This window comes from Streptomyces sp. CNP082 (genome assembly GCF_059570535.1).
The window spans coordinates 36,973-53,596 of sequence record NZ_JCANSZ010000005.1; the positions used below are offsets into that span (position 1 = coordinate 36,973).

The following is a 16,624-nucleotide window of genomic DNA, read 5'->3' on the forward strand; positions in this document are numbered from 1 at the left end:
CCCGTACGCCTCGGGGCAGGCGTTCGTGTTCTACGGCTTCTTCTTCGTCTCGGTCGTCGAGACCGTGGCGCTCGCCCTCGTCATCCCCTGGCCGGTGGTGCACGCCGTCCTGCTGGTCCTGGACGTCTGGGGCATCTACTTCATCCTCGCGCTCCAGGCGGCCTGCGCGGTCCGCCCGCACGTCGTCGGCGCGGACGGCTCGCTGCGCGTACGGTACGGGGTCCTGCTGGACATCCCCGTACCGGCCGGGCTGATCGCGAACGCCCGGCTGGAGCGCCGCTTCCCGGACGGCGGCGGGCTGCTGCGGCTGCACGGCGACGGCACGGCCGACCTCGCGATCGGCGGGCAGACGACGGTCACGGTCGAGCTGACGGAGCCGGTGGCGTTCGTCCGGCCGCTGGGCAAGCCGGTCGCGGCGCGGGTGCTGCGGTTCTACGCCGAGGACCCGAAGCCGGTGGTCGAGGCCCTGCGCCGGGCGCGCGCGGCGCGTGACGAGGCGCGTGACGAGGCGCGTGACGAGGCGCGTGACGAGGCACGCGATGCGGCCCGGGAGCGGGCGGGGGAGCAGGGCGGGCCCGGCGCGGCGCCGCTGCCCGCTCAGGGCGCGGGCGCGAAGCGCACCGGGGACACCCCGGGCTCCGCCGCCGTCACCCGCACGCGCAACCGGTGGCCGAGTGGCAGCGGTTCGGCCGGCTCGCCGGCCGCTGGCTCCGCGGCGGGCGAGAGGCCCGGAGCGTCCCCCGAGGCAACCGAGTCTCCCGAACCCCCCGACTCCACGCGGCCGATGACCGCCGGCTCGTAGAGCTGCACCGTGCCCCGCGTCGGCCGGTCCTCGTCGACCGCCACCACGTGCCCGTCGAAGACCTCCCCGATCCGCCCGCTCAGCAGCGCCGCCGCGACCAGGTCCACGCACGCCCGCTCCAGCCGCTCCGCCCGCGCCGCGCCTTCGGCCATCAGCTCCGGGACGCCGCCCAGCGCCTCGCGCACCCACTCCGGCGCCGGCTCGCCGGCCGCCGCCGCCACGCACAGCTCCCCGGCGTAGCGGTCGGCCAGCCGCCGCAGCGGCGCCGTGCAGTGCGCGTACGCGTCGGCCACCGCGACGTGCACCGCGTCCTGCCGCGCCGGCGGCCCGCCGTCGAAGACCTTGTACCCGCCGCCGCCCAGCAGCGCGGTGCACTCCTGCAACAGCGCCGCGTGGTTGGCCATCTGCGGGTTCAGGGCGCGGATCAGCTCGGGGTAGTCCAGGCCCTCGGGCCAGTCGACGTCGAGCGCGCGGGCCACCCGGTGCAGATGCGTCAGCGCGCCCCGGCGCGCGGGCGGCAGCGTACGCAGGATGCCGGTGCCGGCGGTGAGCATGAGGTCCGCGGCGGCCATGCCGGTGAGCAGGGACACCTGCGCGTTCCAGCCGTGGGCGGGCAGCGGGGCGTGGTACTCCAGCGTGTAGCCGCCGCCGTGCCGCACCACCTCCTGCTCCGGCACGCCCAGCGAGATCCCGCCGCGCTCGCGCTCCAGCTCCTCGCGCAGCAGCCCGACGTCGCGCAGCAGCGCCACCGGCTCCTCGGCCGTGCCCTCGTCGATGGCCTGCTGGACGCCGCCGTAGTCGAGCTGTGCGCGGCTGCGTACCAGCGCGCGGCCGACCGTGGCCCGCGCGGTCTGCCCGCTGGAGTCCAGGTCGATCTCCCACAGCAGCGCGGGTGCGGTCTGGCCGGGCAGCAGGCTGGCGGCGCCCTCGGACAGCCGCTCGGGGTACAGGGGGACGCGGGTGTCGGGGAAGTACAGGGTCGTCACCCGGCGGTGCGCCTCGGCGTCGAGCGCCCCGCCGGGGGAGACGAAGGCGGCGACGTCGGCGATGGCGTAGTGGATACGGAAGCCGCCGCCGCCCCGGCGCGCGATGTGGACGGCCTGGTCCAGGTCGGGGGAGCCGGGCGGATCGACGGTGCAGAACGGGATGTCGGTCGCGTCCCGCTCGGGCAGCCGGGGCGCCTTCGCGGCGCGGTCGGCCTCGGCGAGCACCTCGGGCGGGAACTCCTCGGGTACGTCCTCGGCGGCGCGCAGCCGGCGGAGGGCGGTGCGCAGCGGGGCGTCCTCGTCATCGATCGCGTACAGGATGCGTAGGGGCACGCATATCACCCTAATTCGGGCAGTCGTCCCGGGCGCGCACCGCGGCCGGAACCGCCCCCTGCGCCCCAGGAGTGACCGCTCTGTCACCGCGCGGTTGGTAGAGGTGGAATCCCCCCACCTCCGGGAGAGACATGTCGATCTGTCACGCATCCCGTCAGTTGTCGCGTACGTGCACCGCGATCGTCCTCGGCGGCCTTGTCGCGGCCCTCCCGCCCGCGGCGGTCGCCGACCCGGCCGCGACGAGCGGTACGGCCCCGGCCGCCCACGCCGCTCCTGCCGCGGCAGCCTCCGCCGTCGCGGGGGAGCTGTCCGACCCGTCGCCCCCGCCTCTCGACGTCCTGGAGCGCCGGCCCGGCACAAGCGACGGCCTGCTCTTCGTCGGACCGCAGAAGATCCCCAGCCGGTACGCACCGCCCGGCGGGGAGCCGCCGGCGGCCGAGGCGGGCAGCGGACCCCTGATCGTCGACGACCGCGGCCGGCCCCTCTGGTACCACCCCATCCCGGCGACCGAGTACGTCACCGACTTCCGCGTCCAGGAGTACCGCGGCGAGAAGGTCCTGACCTGGTTGCAGGGCAAGAGTGACCACCCCGGCATCGGCGCGGGCGTCGGCTACATCGCCGACGAGAACTACGACATCATCGCCACCGTCCGCTCCCCGGACCCAGAACAGACCATCGACCTGCACGAGTTCCGGCTCACCCCCGAGGGCACCGCCCTGGTCGTCAGCTACCAGCAGCGGCCCTACGACCTCACCCCGGTCGGCGGCCCCGCGGACGGCGACGTCATCGAGAGCGTCGTGTGGGAGCTGGACCTCGCCACCGGCGAGCCGCTGCTGGAGTGGCGCAGCCTCGACCACGTACCGCTGCAGGCGTCCGACGAGCGGCCCTCGGGCCGCGCCGGCACCCGCCCGTTCGACTACCTGCACGCCAACTCCGTGTCCCTCGACACCGACGGCAACCTGCTCGTCTCCGCCCTCGGCACCAGCACCGTCTACAAGATCGACCGGCGGACCGGCGAGATCATCTGGCGGCTGGGCGGCAAGAACAGCGACTTCCGGCTCGGCGCGGGCGCGCGCACGATCGCCCAGCACGACGTCGTGGCCGTGGGCGGGAACACGTACCGCATGTTCGACAACCAGAACATGCACGCCCCGGGCTACGAGAGCCGGGTGGCGTGGCTGCGGATCGACCCCGGGGGCGGCACCGCCGAGCTGGTGCGCCAGCTCGTGCACCCCGACCGGGTGTCCACGGCCGTCACCGGCGGCAGCCAGGCGCTGCCGGGCGGCAACACCCTGGTCGGCTGGGGGTCGGCGGGCCGCGTCTCGGAGTTCGACGCGGACGGGCGGCTGCTGTTCGACGCCGTCTTCCCGGAGGAGTACGCCTCGTACCGCGCGTACCGCCAGGAGTGGGAGGGCGCGCCGGAGACCTCGCCGGAGGTACGGATCGACGGCGCGTCCGGCGACGCGCACGCGGTGTGGAACGGCGCCACCGAGGTCGCCGGCTGGCGGGTGCTGGCCGGTGACACCCGGGACGGCCTGCGGCCCGTCGCCCGCGAGCCGTGGGACGGCCTCGACACGGACGTCGACCTGCCGCCGGAGGCGGCGGACGCGGCGTACGTGAAGGCGGAGGCGCTGGACGCGCGCGGCGAGGTGATCGGCGCGTCCCCGGTCACGGGGACGGGTGCCGGCTGAGCGCGCTCAGACCTTCTGCAGCGGGCGGTGCGGCGCCTCGGGCAGCACGACGGCGACCGGGTCCCCGGGACGTACCACACCGCCCGTCAGCACCACGCTCATCACGCCCGCCTTGCGCACCACGTTCCCCGCCTCGTCCCGGCCCACGACCTGCTTGAGCAGCCCGTGCTGGAAGTCGTCGATCTGGTGGCAGGGGTTGCGCAGCCCGGTTATCTCGATGACCGCTTCGGCACCGAGGTGCAGCAGCGTGCCGGTCGGCAGGCCGAGCAGGTCGATGCCGCGGGTGGTGACGTTCTCGCCGAGCTGGCCGGGGCGTACGCGGAAGCCCGCCCCGGCGACCTCGTCGAACAGCTCCTCGTGGATGAGGTGCACCTGGCGCAGGTTCGGCTGGGAGGGGTCGCGGGCGACCCGGGAGCGGTGCTTGACCGTGACACCGGCGTGCGCGTCGCCCTCCACGCCGAGCCCGGCGAGCAGGGTGATCGACGCGCGGGCCGGCTTGTGGAAGGTGTACTCGCCGCTGCTGCAGACCGCCGTGACCGTGCCGTTCATACTTCGGGACCCCTCCGCCGGGACTGTCGACCTCCTACGAGCCTAACCGGCCCGGTCAGCGGGGCCGCGACCGTGGCCGGCGGGCCGCTGCTGTCCGGCATGCGGGACCGCGGGTTATTGATTCGTACGGACACGCGGACCCGTGGCAGCCTGGCCCGCATGCTTGGAGTCACCGATCTGTCGACGTACCTCGCCGGGCTGGCCCTGATCATCCTGCTCCCGGGGCCCAACTCGCTCTACGTCGTCTCCGTCGCCGCCCGCCGCGGCGCCCGCGCCGGCTACCGCGCGGCCGGCGGCGTGATGTGCGGCGACATGGTGCTCATGGTGCTCTCCGCGGGCGGCGTGGCCTCGCTGCTGCAGGCCAGCCCGACGGCGTTCGCCGTCGTCAAGTTCGCCGGCGCCGGGTATCTGACCTGGCTGGCGGTGGGGATGCTGCGCGGGGCGTGGCGGATGTGGCGCGAGCGGGGGGCGCGGGCCGCCGCCCGGGCCGAGGGGGAGCCGGCGCGGGCGGAGCCGGCGCGGGCCGAGCTGGAGCGCCCGTACCGCCGCGCGTTCGTCGTCAGCCTGCTCAACCCGAAGGCGATCCTGTTCTTCGTCTCCTTCTTCGTGCAGTTCATCGACCCGGCGTACGCGCACCCGGAGCTGACGTTCCTCGTGCTGGCGGCCTGGGCGCAGTTGTTCAGCATCACGTACCTGACCGCGCTGATCTTCAGCGGCACCCACCTCGCGGCGCTCTTCCGCCGCAAGCGGCGGCTGACGGCCGGGATGTCGGCCGCGGCGGGCACGGCGTTCCTCGGCTTCGCCGCCAAGCTGTCGATGAGCAGCGCGTAAGGGAGCAGCGCGTAAGGGAGCAGCGCGGCAGGTGGGAACTGCCGTCCGGGGGCTGCCCGGCCCTGACCACCGGACAGCCCCCGGCCGCCGCGGCTCCCGCGGCCTCGCGGAAGCCGGCGGGCTCCCGCTGCCTCCCCCGCCGGCTCCCGTGGGTGTCAGAAGGGCGTCAGCGTCAGCGTGAGCTGCTGCGGCGCCCGGTCCTCGATGTACGACGCGAAGCCGGAGACGTCGTCGAAGGCGAACCCGTACGCCCGCCCGTCCTCCGACACCTCGTGCATCACCCGTGCGTAGTGGTGTGAAATGTCGGTGTCATAGAAGGCGGAGGCGTCGGTGACCGGCTGGTCGGCGTGGTCGCGCAGGGTGGTGCGGTTGAGCGCGGCCCCCAGGATGGCGGCGACCGGTCCCGTGGTGCCGTCGTTCGGCGCGGCGAGCGTGCCGTCGCAGAACAGCACGTCACGGGTGGGCGGCCGGTCGAAGGCCACGTCGGCGGGGCCGGTGAAGGACAGCCGGTCGCCGGCGACGCGGCCGGTGAAGGTCCCGGCGTTCGTGGTGACCTTCAGGTCCTTGCCCCCGTACGCCGACCAGACCTCGTCCACGTACCCGTCGAGATACCCGCCGTCGAACAGCCCGGCGTCCAGGCCGTGTCCGGGCGCGACGACACGCAGCCCGTCCGGGTGCACCAGCCGGTCGAAGCCCGCGGTGCCGGCCAGGGTGTCGAACACCTGCTGGCGCGCCCCGTCCTTGAGCGTCCCGGTCGTCTGGTCGGCGGCGCCCGTCAGACGGATGGACATCGGGACGCTGAACATGTCGACCATGGTGGTGTTGCAGAACATGCCGGAGTCGTTGAGCGTGAACTCCATGCAGTCGTGCACCACGGGGTAGTTGGGGTCGGTCGATACCCAGCCGGCGGGGTACGCGAGCGCGGCGTTGCCGGCGCCGTCGGTGACCGCCTTCATCTTGAGCTTGCCGCCGAGGGCGACGTACAGCCGGCCGGACATGTTCGGCAGCGTCAGGGCCGTGTCGCCACTGCCGGCGAAGGGGAGGGCGTAGTCGGTGTAGCCGTCGGAGCCGTTGTCGTCCAGCGAGATGGGCGCGAGCGTCCCGTCCGGCGTGAGGCGGACCTGCCGGCCGCCCTCGTTGCCGACGACGTAGATGCTGATCGAGGAGTTCTCGTACGCGCCGGTCTTGTTGACGACGGTCACGTCGAGGGCCGCGGCGGCGCCGCCCGCCCGCGCCGCGGAGAACACCAGGGGTGTCCCCGCGGCGGCGGACGCGACGGCCAGACCACCCAGCAGCCTGCGTCGCGAGATCACTTGGCCGTACCTCCGGTGGTCTCGACGGACACGTAGTCGACGAGCATCGGCACGCCGGGCCGGGTGGCGTCGGTGGGGGTGGCGTGGCCGGCGACACCGTCGGGGAAGGCGCCGCCCATGGCGACGTTGAGGAGGAGGAAGTGGCCGTGGTGGGCGAGGTTCGCCCAGGTCTCGGCGCCGACCTGGTCGGCGTTGACGGAGTGGTACTGCTGGCCGTCCACGTACCAGCGCAGCTCCTCGACGGGGCCGCTGCGGTCCAGCTCCAGGGCGTACTCGTGGAAGCCGGACTGGCAACTGCTGTCCGGGCAGGCGCGGGAGGCGCCGATGCCGTTGTTCTCGTTGCACGGGCCGCCGGGCGCGGTGCCGCAGTGCAGGACGCCCCAGACGCTGTTGACGCCGTTGACGTTCTCCATGATGTCGAACTCGCCGATGCCCGGCCAGTTCCAGTAGTTGCCGCGGTAGGCGTCGCCGAGGGTCCAGAACGCGGGCCAGTAGCCGAGGGCTTCGTCGCCGGTGACGTTCGGCATCTGGATACGGGCCTCGACCCGCATCACGCCGCCGGCGGGGGCGGCGAAGTCGGTGCGCTGGGTCTCGATCCGGGCGGACGTCCAGCCGCCGGAGGCGTCGCGGCGGGGGGTGATGGTGAGGTTGCCGTTGCCGTCCTTCTGGAGGTTGTCGGGGCTGTCGGTGTACGTCTGGATCTCACCGGTGCCCCAGTTGGCCGGGCCGCCGGGGTAGGAGGTCCCGGTGTCGACGATCCAGTTCGCGGCGTCAGGACCGGAGCCGGCGGCGCCGTCGAAGTCGTCGCGGAAGACCTCGGCGAGGGGCGCCGGCCCCGCGGCGTCGTCCTCGCCGGCCATCGCGGAGGGCAGGGTCAGGGCGCTGGCCGCGGCCAGCGTGGCGACCGCGCAGAGCAGGGTCCTGCGCCACCGTCGTCGTATTGCGTGCATCTCTGGCAGCTCCTCGGGGGTGTGGGGGATGAGGAGGTTCTCCCCTGGGGACGCGCATGTTTGAGAGCGCTCTCAGGTTGTGTTGAGGCACACTGCCGAGTGGGCGGGCTACTGTCAAGGCCCACCGAGTGAAGAGGAGTTGAGGTGTCCGGGAACCGCCCCACGCTGGAGGCCGTCGCCGCCCGCGCCGGAGTGTCGCGGGCCACGGTCTCGCGCGTGGTCAACGGCGGCGCGGGGGTGCGCGCGCCGCTGCGCGAGCGGGTGCACCGCGCCGTGGCCGAACTCGGCTACGTACCGAACCAGGCCGCGCGCACCCTCGTCACCCGGCGCACGGGCGCGGTCGCCGTCGTCATCGCGGAGCCCGAGAGCCGGGTCTTCTCCGACCCGTTCTTCGCCCGGCAACTGCGGGGGATCAGCGGGGCGCTGGCCGCGGCGGACACGCAGTTGGTGCTGCTGTACGTCGCGGACCGGGAGGACTACCCGCGCATCGGCCGGTTCCTGGCCGGCGGGCACGTGGACGGCGCGCTGATGTTCTCGCTGCACCGCGACGACCCGCTGCCGGGCCTGGCCGAGGCGGCGGGGCTGCCGGTGGTCTACGGCGGCCGGCCGGGCTGGCCGGGGGCGGCGGGGGAGCCGGGCCTGCTGTACGTGGACACCGACAACCGGGCGGGGGCGGAACTGGCGGTACGGCACCTGCTGGCGCGGGGGAGGCGGCGCATCGGGCACATCGCGGGGCCGCTGGACCAGACGTCGGCGGTGGACCGGCTGGCGGGGTACCGGGCGGCGCTGGCGGAGGATTCGTACGGTGTCCCGGGCCACCCGGAGCTCGTCGCCGAGGGCGACTTCACCCCGGCGGGCGGCGAACGCGCGATGGCCGAGCTGCTGGCCAGGGCCCCAGGTCTCGATGCCGTCTTCGCCGCCTCCGACCTCATGGCCACCGGCGCGCTGCGCACCCTGCGCGCCCACGGCCGCCGCGTCCCCGCCGACGTCGCGGTCGTCGGCTACGACGACCTGGAGCCGGCGACCTGGACGGAGCCGCCGCTGACGACGGTGCACCAGGACGTCGAGGGGATGGGCGCGGTGATGGCCCGGCTGCTGCTGCGCAGCCTGGGCGGCGGACCGGAGCACCGGGACCCGGTGGTGACGACGCCGCGGCTGGTCGTCAGGGAGTCGGGCTGAGGCCCCGCTGCAGAGGAGGCCCGCTGCAGAGGAGGCCCCGCCTCAGAAGCCGGCGCGGGCGGGCTCGTCGACCCGGGCCACCGACTCCTGCCCGAACTGGGCGGTGTACGCCTCGCGGATCTCCTCGATCCGGACGTCCTGCTCCTTCGCCTCGGCCAGCGGGTAGAGCAGGTACACCTCGTACGAGCGCTCCCGTTCGACGGTGCCGTGCCGGTCGCGGTACTGGCCCTTCACCTCGTCCACCGTCAGCCCCGACGGGAAGCGCGGCGTGACCACCTCGTCCACGAACCCGCGGAACTGCCGGTCCGTGACGTCCCGGCCGCCCTCGGGGCGTACCGTGCCGAACAGCAGGTGCGTCTGCACGTACGGGTCGAGGTCCGCGGCCTGCGACAGCGGAGCCGGCGGGCTGGGGTCGCCGTCGGCGAGGGCGGCGGTGGCGGTGGCCGCGGCGGCACCGGCGAGCGCCGCGGCGAGGGCGAGGGCGGCGAGGCGAAGGCGTGGCTTCGTAAGGTTCACGACCGGGGCAACGATCCCCGGGACCGAAAGTTGCGCGGGCAGACCGGGGGCGGTTTGTTTGCCCGTTGTTCGGCTGCACCTCACCGGCCGGTGGCTGCGCGGTTGCAGAATCGAGGATCCTCCTCCGGATCACGAAAGGCCCTTCCATGCGGGAAGAGCGACGCACCGCGGCCACGCCACCGGGCACGCGGCTGCTCCACATCGGCCCCCACAAGACGGGCACCACCGCCCTCCAGGCCGCCTGCCACCGGGCACGCGCCGCTCTGCGGGAGCACGGCGTCGTCTACGCCGGGCCGGGCCGCCAGGCGAAGGACCCGGCGGTCGCGATCGCCAGGAAGAACCCGACGCCGGCGGAGCGCGAGCCGTGGGAGGCGTTCTGCGCCGCGGCGGCCGAGGCGGGTGACATGCGGTTCTTCGCGAGCAGCGAGTTCTTCGCGACCGCCGGCGCGGACGCGGCGCGGACGGCGGTGCGGGAACTGGCGGGCGGCTCCCCCGTACACGTGGTCGTGACGCTGCGCCCGCTGCGGAAGATCATGCCGTCGCACTGGCAGCAGTACGTCAAGCACGGCCTCTGCGAGTCGTACGAGACCTGGCTCGACGGCATGCTGCGCAAGCCCCCGTACGACGAGCCGACCCCCGACTTCTGGCATCTGCAGCGGCACGACGAGCTGATCAGGCGGTGGGCGGCGGCTGCGGGCGAGGAGAACGTGACGGCGGTGGTGGTGGACGAGGCGAGGCCGCTGTGGCAGTTCCGCGTCTTCGAGCAGTTGCTCGACCTGCCGGAGAGGGTGCTCGAACCGCAGGAGCGCGGGGGCAACTCGTCGCTGACGCAGAGCGAGGCGGAGCTGCTGCTCCAGCTCAACCGCAAGCTCAGGGACCGCAACTGGAGCACGTGGCGGCAGGGCAAGGTGATCCGCGAGGGCGTGGTGCCGCGCCTGCAGTCGTACGCACCGGCGCCCGGCGAGCCGCGCATCACGACCCCGCCGTGGGCGGAGGAGGCGGTGGCGGAGGTCGCCGAACGGGTCGTCGCGGGCATCGCGGCGTCGGGCGTACGGGTCGTGGGCGACCTGGACACGCTGGCGCGGCGGCCGAGCAGCCCGGCGGAGCCGGAGCCGCCGCGGGAGATCCCGACGGAGGCGGCGACGGAGGCGGTCCTGGGGGGGATACTGGCGTCGGCCGCGCTGGCGGAGCAGACGGCACCGCCGAAGGCGCCGTCCCCCTCGGTGCCGGAGGCGCGGGCGGCGCTGGGGGACAGGCCGGTGCGGAACGTCCCGGCGAAGGACCTGGTACGGGAGGTAGCCCGCCGCGCGGTACGCCGCCTCCGAGGGTGACCACCGACCACCCACCGCCCCCGCCTCCCGCCCACGGCGGGCTCGCCGGCACCGGCGCCTGAGGGGGACCCGGGGCGCACCCCGGGCCGCCCGAGAGGGCCCGGGGACGCACCGCGGGTGGGTGCCGGGGGCAGCCCTCCGGCGCCGACTTCGCCGCTCCAGGCGCACCCACCCGCGCCGCCCGGAATGCGTGCGACCGGTACGAAGTCGCCGCTACCGGCTTCCCAGATTGGGGCAATTCACCCACGCGGGCTGAGTTTTGCCTCGTCGCGCGCGCCCGCCCCCGCCCGCTGGCGATCGGCCTTCCGGTCGACACGCCCATCGGTGCGAGTTTTCATGGAACTGCCGGCCCCCTACGTCCGGAGGCATCCGTGCACACCGACAAGCGTCCGACCGGCGGCTCCGGCCGCGATGGCGGCACGGGGCGCGGCGGTCACGGGCGTCGTGCCGACGCCGAGCGTGGGCGTGAGGAGCGTGAGGGCTCGCCGCCCGCGTCTTCGCGGGATGCGTACGACGACGAGCGCGATCAGGCCATCGACGCCGATCCGCAGCTTCGCGAGGTCGGGCGGGCCCGGTTGCGCAAGCGGGCGAGCCGGTCGTCCCAGGGTGACCAGGGCGATGACCAGGGCGGTCGGGCGCCCCGCTGAGCGGCGTGCGGCCCGCTGATTACTCCCTCCGGTCGACACCTGAACGGCGGAGGCGTTACATGGTGATATGCCGGTTTCGTCGAATGAGTCGGCGGACCGCTTCTATCCCTGCACGCACCATCCAGCGGGAGGAACAGTGCAGACCCACAGGAACACAGCCAGTGGCGGCAGTGGCAAGGCCGCGAGAGCCGCGGGGGTAGGGCGCGAGACCGGCGCCGCCGCTGCGGCGGGCGGCGCCGGCCAGGGCGAACAGATGGGCCGGCGCGGTCAGCAGGCCGAGAGCGCGCAGCGGGGCGGCGCGGCGGAGGACCAGCGCGTCGTCGCGTATCGCGAGCGGCTGCAGGTCGACCCCGTCGACCAGCGGCAGCCGCTGGGCGAGGCCGAGGTCACGATCCGGGTGCGGGAGACCCCGCAGCGGTTCGAGGTCACCCGCGGTCACGACGAGTGTGTCGTGCGGCGCAGCGACATCGACGGCAAGGGCGGCAATCTGGTCGCCGGCGATCACCACGAGTTCGTGGAGCGCAGCGTGAAGGTGCCGCTCTACGGCGAGAACTCCGAGGTCGTCGTCCACAAGGTGTCCGAGCCCTACGCCGTCGCCGACATCGGCACCCGGCGCATCGAGGACACCCAGACGTTCGAGACCGTCCTCAAGACCGAGGAGATCGTGGAGAACGTGCCGGCTGCGTCGAGCTCGTCGATGAGCGTCCGTGAGGTGCAGGAAGGCTACGACCTGCGCGGGGGCGTCCGCAGCGAGCAGCGCGAGGAGACCGGCGCCGCTCCCGGCCACGCCGCCGCACCCGAGAGCGCCGACACCCCCGGCGCCGCCGAGGACATCGGGGAGGGCAAGGGGCGTGGTCGCTGGTTCTGACCGACCGTGTTCCCACCCTGCCTCCCATGCGGGGGTCCGCCACGGTGCGGGCCCCCGCCTGTCCGCGTACGGCCTCTCAGGCCGCCTTGCCCGGCTTCTTCTTCGTCGTTTTCTTTGCCGCCGTTTTCTTTGCCGCCGTTTTCTTCGTCGTCTGCTTGGTCGTTTTCTTCTTCGCCGCCGCCGTTTTCTTCGCCGCCGCCTTCTTCCGCGGCCTCGTCTCGCCGCGCTTGTCCTTCGCCGCCTGGACGCTCGCCTCCAGCGCCGACATCAGGTCGATCACCTGCCCCCGCTCCGCACCGGCCGCCGCCTCCTTCGGCAGCGGCGCGATGCCCTCCTTGCTCGCGACGAGCGCTTCGACCGCCTCGCGGTACTCGTCCGTGAACTCCTCCGGGTCGTATCCGCCCAGCGCGTCCATCAGCGAGTCGACCATGTCCAGTTCCTGCCGGCGCACCGTCACCTTCTCGTCCGGTGCCACCGCCTGCGCCGAGCGCACCTCGTCGGGCCAGAGCATCGTGTGCAGGACCAGTACGTCCTCATCCGCCAGCACCCGCACCAGCGCGGGCGCCTCGCGGTTGCGGAGCGCCACCTTGACCACCGCCACCCGCCCCGAGCGCTTCAGCGCCTCGCGGAGCAGGACGTACGGCTTGGCCGCCGCGGCGTCGACCGGTTTGACGTAGTACGCGCGGGAGAACTGGATGGGATCGAAGTAGCCGGCCTCCTCGAAGCCCACCACGTCGATGATCTTCTTGCTGGGCAGGGGCAACTGGGCGAGGTCTTCCGGGGTGAGCACGACGAGGTGGCCGTCCTCCGTCTCGTACGCCCTGGTGATCTCCGCGTACTGCACCTCGCGGTCCTCCAGCTCGCAGACCCGCCGGTAGCGGATCCGGCCGCCGTCCTCGGCGTGCACCTGGCGGAAGGACACGCCGCGCTCCTCGGTGGCGGAGTAGAGCTGGACCGGGATGCTGACCAACCCGAAGGAGATCGCACCCTTCCATATAGATTTCATCCATATGTCCTCTCTCCCGGAGGTTCAGCATATGCCGGTCACCGAGGTCGAAGGACGCCGCCTGAAGCTCAGCAACCTCGACAAGGTGCTGTGGCCCGGGCACGGGTTCACCAAGGGAGAGGCGCTGCACTACTACGCCCAAGTCGCCGACGTCCTCCTGCCGCACGTACGCGACCGGCCCGCCTCCTTCCTGCGCTTCCCGGACGGCGTGGACGGGGAGCGGTTCTTCGCCAAGAACGCCCCCGCGGGCACGCCTGAATGGGTGAGCACCGTGGACGTCGAGCTGAGCCGGAGCACCGTGCACCACGTGCTCGTGCAGGATCTGCCGACGCTGCTCTGGGCGGCGAACCTCGCCGCGCTGGAGCTGCACGTACCGCAGTGGAAGGCGCTGGACCCCGGCGGGAAGCAGGGGCGGCGGGTCAGGGCCGGCGAGCGTCCCGCCGACCGGATCGTCTTCGACCTCGACCCCGGCCCGCCCGCCACCGTCGTCGAGTGCTGCCGCGCCGCGCTGCTGGTGCGCGAGGCGCTGCGCGCGGACGGGCTCGACGCCTGGCCGAAGACCTCCGGCTCCAAGGGCCTGCACCTGTACGTGCCCCTGGCGCCCGCCTCCGCCGAGGCCACCAGCGCGTACGCCAAGGCCCTGGCCCGGCGGCTGGAGCAGGAGCACCCGGACCTGATCCTGCACCGGATGGCCCGGAAGCTGCGCCCGCGGAAGGTCTTCGTCGACTGGAGCCAGAACTCGCGGGCGAAGACCACCGTCGCGCCGTACGTACTGCGTGCGAAGTCCCAGCCGACCGTCTCCACCCCGCTGGCCTGGGACGAGGTGGAGTCGTGCGCCGACCCCGAGGAGCTGGCCTTCCTTCCCGGCGACGTACGGGAGCGCATCGACGCGCACGGTGACCTGCTGGAGCCGCTCCTGACCGCACACTACAACCTGCCGGACATGCCTGATTAGTCCATTCGTGGGACAGTGGAGGACAGGACCGACCCGCGCGAGCGGCGCGGCACGCGCCCCGGCCGCGTGCCCGGCGTGCTCGGGGCGCCGGGCACGCCGGCTTTCGCGTACGGCCTCGGTTTACGGCCTTCGCGTACGAGCCGCGCTACGCCCCCGGCGCCCGTGCCTCCTCCGGGCCCTTGTCCGGGCGCAGCCCCCGCCACACCGGGTGCCGCAGCACGCCCGACGCCGTCCACTCCCCGTACGCCACCTCGCCCACCAGCTCCGGCTCCACCCAGTGCACCGCGCCCCCCGCCCGCACGTGCCGGTCCGCGACCGGGCCCGCGAAGGGGCTCGTGTCCCGCGCCAGGCCCGCCAGGCGCTCGTGCAGCACCTCCAGCGCGTGCCGGGAGAAGCCGCTGCCCACCGTGCCGGCGTAGGCCAGGTCGCCGTCCTTCGTCCACACGCCCATCAGCAGCCCGCCGATCACGTCCGACCTGCTGCCCGCGCCCTCGGTCCAGCCCCCGACGACGACCTCCTGGGTACGGACGTTCTTGATCTTCAGCCAGAGATCGCTGCGCCGGCCCGGCAGATACGGCGACGCCAGCCGCTTCGCGAGCAGCCCCTCCAGCCCGTACTGCCTGGTCATCTCCCACGCCTCGGCGCCGTGGCCCTCCCAGTGCGGGGGAGTGCGCCAGCGCGGTCCGTTGACGTCCAGCCCGGCGAGCAGCGCACGGCGTTCGCGGTACGGGCGGCGCAGGGTGGGCTCGCCGTCGAGGTGCAGCACGTCGAACGCCATGTAGTCGACCGGCACCTCGGCGGCGAGGCGGGCGATGACGGCGCCGCGGGTCAGGTTCATGCGGCGCTGCAGCGCGCCGAAGGAGGGGCGGCCGTCGGCGCCCAGCGCGACGATCTCGCCGTCGAGCACGCAGGCGTGCCCGGCGGCGGCGAGGGCCTCGCCGAGCGGGGCCAGCTCGGGGTAGCGGGCGGTGACGTCGTTGTCGTTGCGCGTCAGCAGCGTCAGCGAGCCGTCGCCCGGGGCGTAGGCGACGGCGCGGATGCCGTCCCACTTCAGCTCGTACGCCCAGGAGGGGTCCGCGGCGGCCGTCGGCAGGCTGCCGGAGACCGCCAGCATGGGCGCGACGTGCGGCAGCCCGCCGAGGTCGGTCATGCGGGCAGGGTAAGTTCCGGACCTGCGCTACGCCTCCTGGACGATGTCCGCGCGCAGCGGCTCCAGGGCGCCGCCGATGGTCCTCACGGTGTCGTCCGGTACGCCGAGGCCGACGAGGGTGGCCGCCAGGTGGTCGATGACCCGCTCGAAGTGGGCCGCCGTGATGCCGAGTCCCTCGTGTGCCTTCCGCATGCCGCGGCCGTTGTAGCCGCCGGGGCCGCCGAGGGCGGCGGTGATGAAAGCGCGCTGGTGGCGCTTGAGACGCTGGACGTCGATGCCGTCGAAGAACAGCTTCAGCTCCGGGTCGTCGAGCACTCGGTCGTAGAAGTTGTCCACGGCGGTCGAGACCGCCGGGGCCCCGCCGATCGAGTCGTAGATAGTCATGGGGCCCGATTATTGGGGCCAGTGGGGCTGGAGTGAAGAGTATTGAACGGCTAATTCCGGCCCAAGTTTTCGCCAACTGCGGGCCAGGAGCCCCGGGTTGTCAGCCGTTACCGCCCATGCGCTGCAGGATTGCCCGCTTTGCGACCGTGAACTCTTCGTCGGTCAGCACCCCGGCGGCGTGCAACTCGCCCAGCTCGCGCAGCCGGCGCAGCACCGCGTCGTGGTCGTCGCCCGGAACCGCCGCCTCCGGGGCTGCTGTTGCCGAGCCCGCCGCTGCCGAGCCCGCCGCGTCCCCCTCCTTGCGGAACTCCACCGGCACCGCGTCCGCGGGCTCCGCCCCGGCTGCCGGCAGCGCCGCCCGCGCGTGCGGGTGCGGCAGCCGTACGGTCACGGCCGCCGCCAGCAGCACCGCCGCCCCCTTCTCCTTCTTCGTCCCCCACAGCGCCAGCGTGTGCGGGTCCTTGTCCGGGGCGAGGAAGACGTCCGTCCCGTGCGGACGGAACCGCAGGCCGCCCGCCTCCAGGCCCGTGCCGCCCGCCCACTCCACGCCCGCCAGCCCGGCGAGCGGGAACATCCGGTTCCCCACCCGCTTCTTCGCGTCCTCGACCAGCCAGTTCCACTCCAGCCGGAGCTGCTCGCCGTCGAACGTCGCCGTGCCGTCCAGCCCGGGAGCGGTCAGCGGCACCGCCGGGCCCGGCAGCAGATAGCGGTCGACCGGGCCGTCCGGCACCTCCTCCAGCAGCAGCGCCCTGCGCACCTCCTCGGCGAAGTACTCCGCCACCCCGCCGCGGTCGCGCTCCGGCCGCAGCAGGTACGGGTTCGCCGCCTCCGGCAGCCGGCCGCCCGCGGCCCGGAGCAGCGGGCACGCACCGTCGCGCAGCCGCAGCCGCAACAGCCCGCCCTTGCGCCCCGGTTCGTATGCGATCCCCGCCACCGCCGGCAGCGGCACGGCGACCTCGCCGAGCAACTGCCGCAGCCTGTGCACCCCCCGGTCGCGGCCGGGGACGATCCGGATGATCTCGCCGTCGAAGTCCCAGCTTCCGTCTTTCGCGAGCACTTCGGCCATGCGGCGCAGTCTATGGGGCGGTCACGTGAACGTCAGTTCGCGTGGAATCCACCCTAGACGTCGACGC

The 16,624-nt window shown here is 73.7% G+C and carries 16 protein-coding genes; 7 read left to right on the top strand and 9 right to left on the bottom strand.

All coding sequences use genetic code 11. The features are described from left to right. Positions 1–597: 597 nt before the first annotated feature. On the bottom strand, positions 598–2,121 hold the full coding sequence (locus B124_RS05905; RefSeq protein ID WP_496501590.1) for an RNB domain-containing ribonuclease: 1,524 nt from the start codon (positions 2,119–2,121) through the stop codon (positions 598–600). 131 nt (positions 2,122–2,252) lie between these two features. Between B124_RS05905 and B124_RS05910 the strand changes: the two genes are divergently transcribed. Further along, positions 2,253–3,812, top strand: a complete 1,560-nt coding sequence (locus B124_RS05910) for an arylsulfotransferase family protein (RefSeq protein ID WP_496501591.1) — start codon at positions 2,253–2,255, stop codon at positions 3,810–3,812. 6 nt (positions 3,813–3,818) lie between these two features. Here the strand turns inward: B124_RS05910 and B124_RS05915 are convergent, their stop codons facing one another. After that, the gene (locus tag B124_RS05915) at positions 3,819–4,361 is read right to left on the bottom strand and encodes an MOSC domain-containing protein (protein ID WP_496501592.1); all 543 of its coding nucleotides are present in this window, start codon (positions 4,359–4,361) and stop codon (positions 3,819–3,821) included. A gap of 159 nt (positions 4,362–4,520) precedes the next feature. On the opposite strand from B124_RS05915, the gene leuE reads away from it, so the two are divergent. Beyond that, complete coding sequence (gene leuE / locus B124_RS05920) at positions 4,521–5,192, top strand: leucine efflux protein LeuE (RefSeq protein WP_496501593.1); 672 nt, start codon at positions 4,521–4,523, stop codon at positions 5,190–5,192. Between the two features lie 155 nt (positions 5,193–5,347). On the opposite strand, the gene B124_RS05925 is transcribed toward leuE, so the two are convergent. Together B124_RS05925 and B124_RS05930 are read right to left on the bottom strand one after the other, a co-directional pair. Beyond that, positions 5,348–6,505: a beta-1,3-glucanase family protein gene (locus B124_RS05925; protein ID WP_496501594.1), complete on the bottom strand. Its 1,158-nt coding sequence runs from the start codon at positions 6,503–6,505 to the stop codon at positions 5,348–5,350. After that, positions 6,502–7,455, bottom strand: a complete 954-nt coding sequence (locus tag B124_RS05930) for a glycoside hydrolase family 16 protein (protein ID WP_496501595.1) — start codon at positions 7,453–7,455, stop codon at positions 6,502–6,504. Before B124_RS05930 ends, B124_RS05925 begins: the two co-directional genes overlap by 4 nt. A 144-nt stretch (positions 7,456–7,599) precedes the next feature. Between B124_RS05930 and B124_RS05935 the strand changes: the two genes are divergently transcribed. Further along, positions 7,600–8,634, top strand: coding sequence for a LacI family DNA-binding transcriptional regulator (locus B124_RS05935; protein ID WP_496501596.1), 1,035 nt, complete (start codon positions 7,600–7,602; stop codon positions 8,632–8,634). Positions 8,635–8,676: 42 nt separating this feature from the next. Here the strand turns inward: B124_RS05935 and B124_RS05940 are convergent, their stop codons facing one another. Then, positions 8,677–9,150, bottom strand: a complete 474-nt coding sequence (locus B124_RS05940; protein WP_496501597.1) for a DUF3574 domain-containing protein — start codon at positions 9,148–9,150, stop codon at positions 8,677–8,679. Between the two features lie 146 nt (positions 9,151–9,296). Here B124_RS05940 and B124_RS05945 point away from each other — a divergent pair, with 146 nt between their 5' ends. The 3 genes from B124_RS05945 (at position 9,297) to B124_RS05955 (ending at position 11,996) form a co-directional block, all read left to right on the top strand. Further along, positions 9,297–10,481 (top strand): hypothetical protein, encoded by a 1,185-nt coding sequence (locus B124_RS05945; RefSeq protein WP_496501598.1) that lies wholly within the window; start codon positions 9,297–9,299, stop codon positions 10,479–10,481. A gap of 371 nt (positions 10,482–10,852) precedes the next feature. Further along, positions 10,853–11,128, top strand: coding sequence for a hypothetical protein (locus tag B124_RS05950; RefSeq protein ID WP_496501599.1), 276 nt, complete (start codon positions 10,853–10,855; stop codon positions 11,126–11,128). Positions 11,129–11,264: 136 nt separating this feature from the next. Then, on the top strand, positions 11,265–11,996 hold the full coding sequence (locus B124_RS05955; protein ID WP_496501600.1) for a DUF2382 domain-containing protein: 732 nt from the start codon (positions 11,265–11,267) through the stop codon (positions 11,994–11,996). A 76-nt stretch (positions 11,997–12,072) separates the two neighbouring features. On the opposite strand, the gene ku is transcribed toward B124_RS05955, so the two are convergent. Then, entirely contained in the window at positions 12,073–13,002 is a 930-nt protein-coding gene (gene ku, locus B124_RS05960; RefSeq protein ID WP_496501601.1) for a non-homologous end joining protein Ku, read from the bottom strand. Positions 13,003–13,033: 31 nt separating this feature from the next. Between ku and ligD (B124_RS05965) the strand changes: the two genes are divergently transcribed. Continuing rightward, entirely contained in the window at positions 13,034–13,957 is a 924-nt protein-coding gene (gene ligD / locus B124_RS05965; RefSeq protein WP_496501602.1) for a non-homologous end-joining DNA ligase, read from the top strand. Between the two features lie 145 nt (positions 13,958–14,102). Here the strand turns inward: ligD (B124_RS05965) and ligD (B124_RS05970) are convergent, their stop codons facing one another. The 3 genes from ligD (B124_RS05970) to B124_RS05980 form a co-directional block, all read right to left on the bottom strand. After that, positions 14,103–15,107, bottom strand: coding sequence for a non-homologous end-joining DNA ligase (ligD, locus tag B124_RS05970; RefSeq protein ID WP_496501603.1), 1,005 nt, complete (start codon positions 15,105–15,107; stop codon positions 14,103–14,105). A gap of 27 nt (positions 15,108–15,134) precedes the next feature. After that, positions 15,135–15,491 carry a group I truncated hemoglobin gene (locus B124_RS05975; protein WP_496501604.1) on the bottom strand — a complete coding sequence of 119 codons (357 nt, stop codon included), beginning with the start codon at positions 15,489–15,491 and terminating at the stop codon, positions 15,135–15,137. 100 nt (positions 15,492–15,591) lie between these two features. Further along, positions 15,592–16,557 (bottom strand): DUF4429 domain-containing protein, encoded by a 966-nt coding sequence (locus B124_RS05980; protein ID WP_496501605.1) that lies wholly within the window; start codon positions 16,555–16,557, stop codon positions 15,592–15,594. Positions 16,558–16,624: the final 67 nt, after the last annotated feature.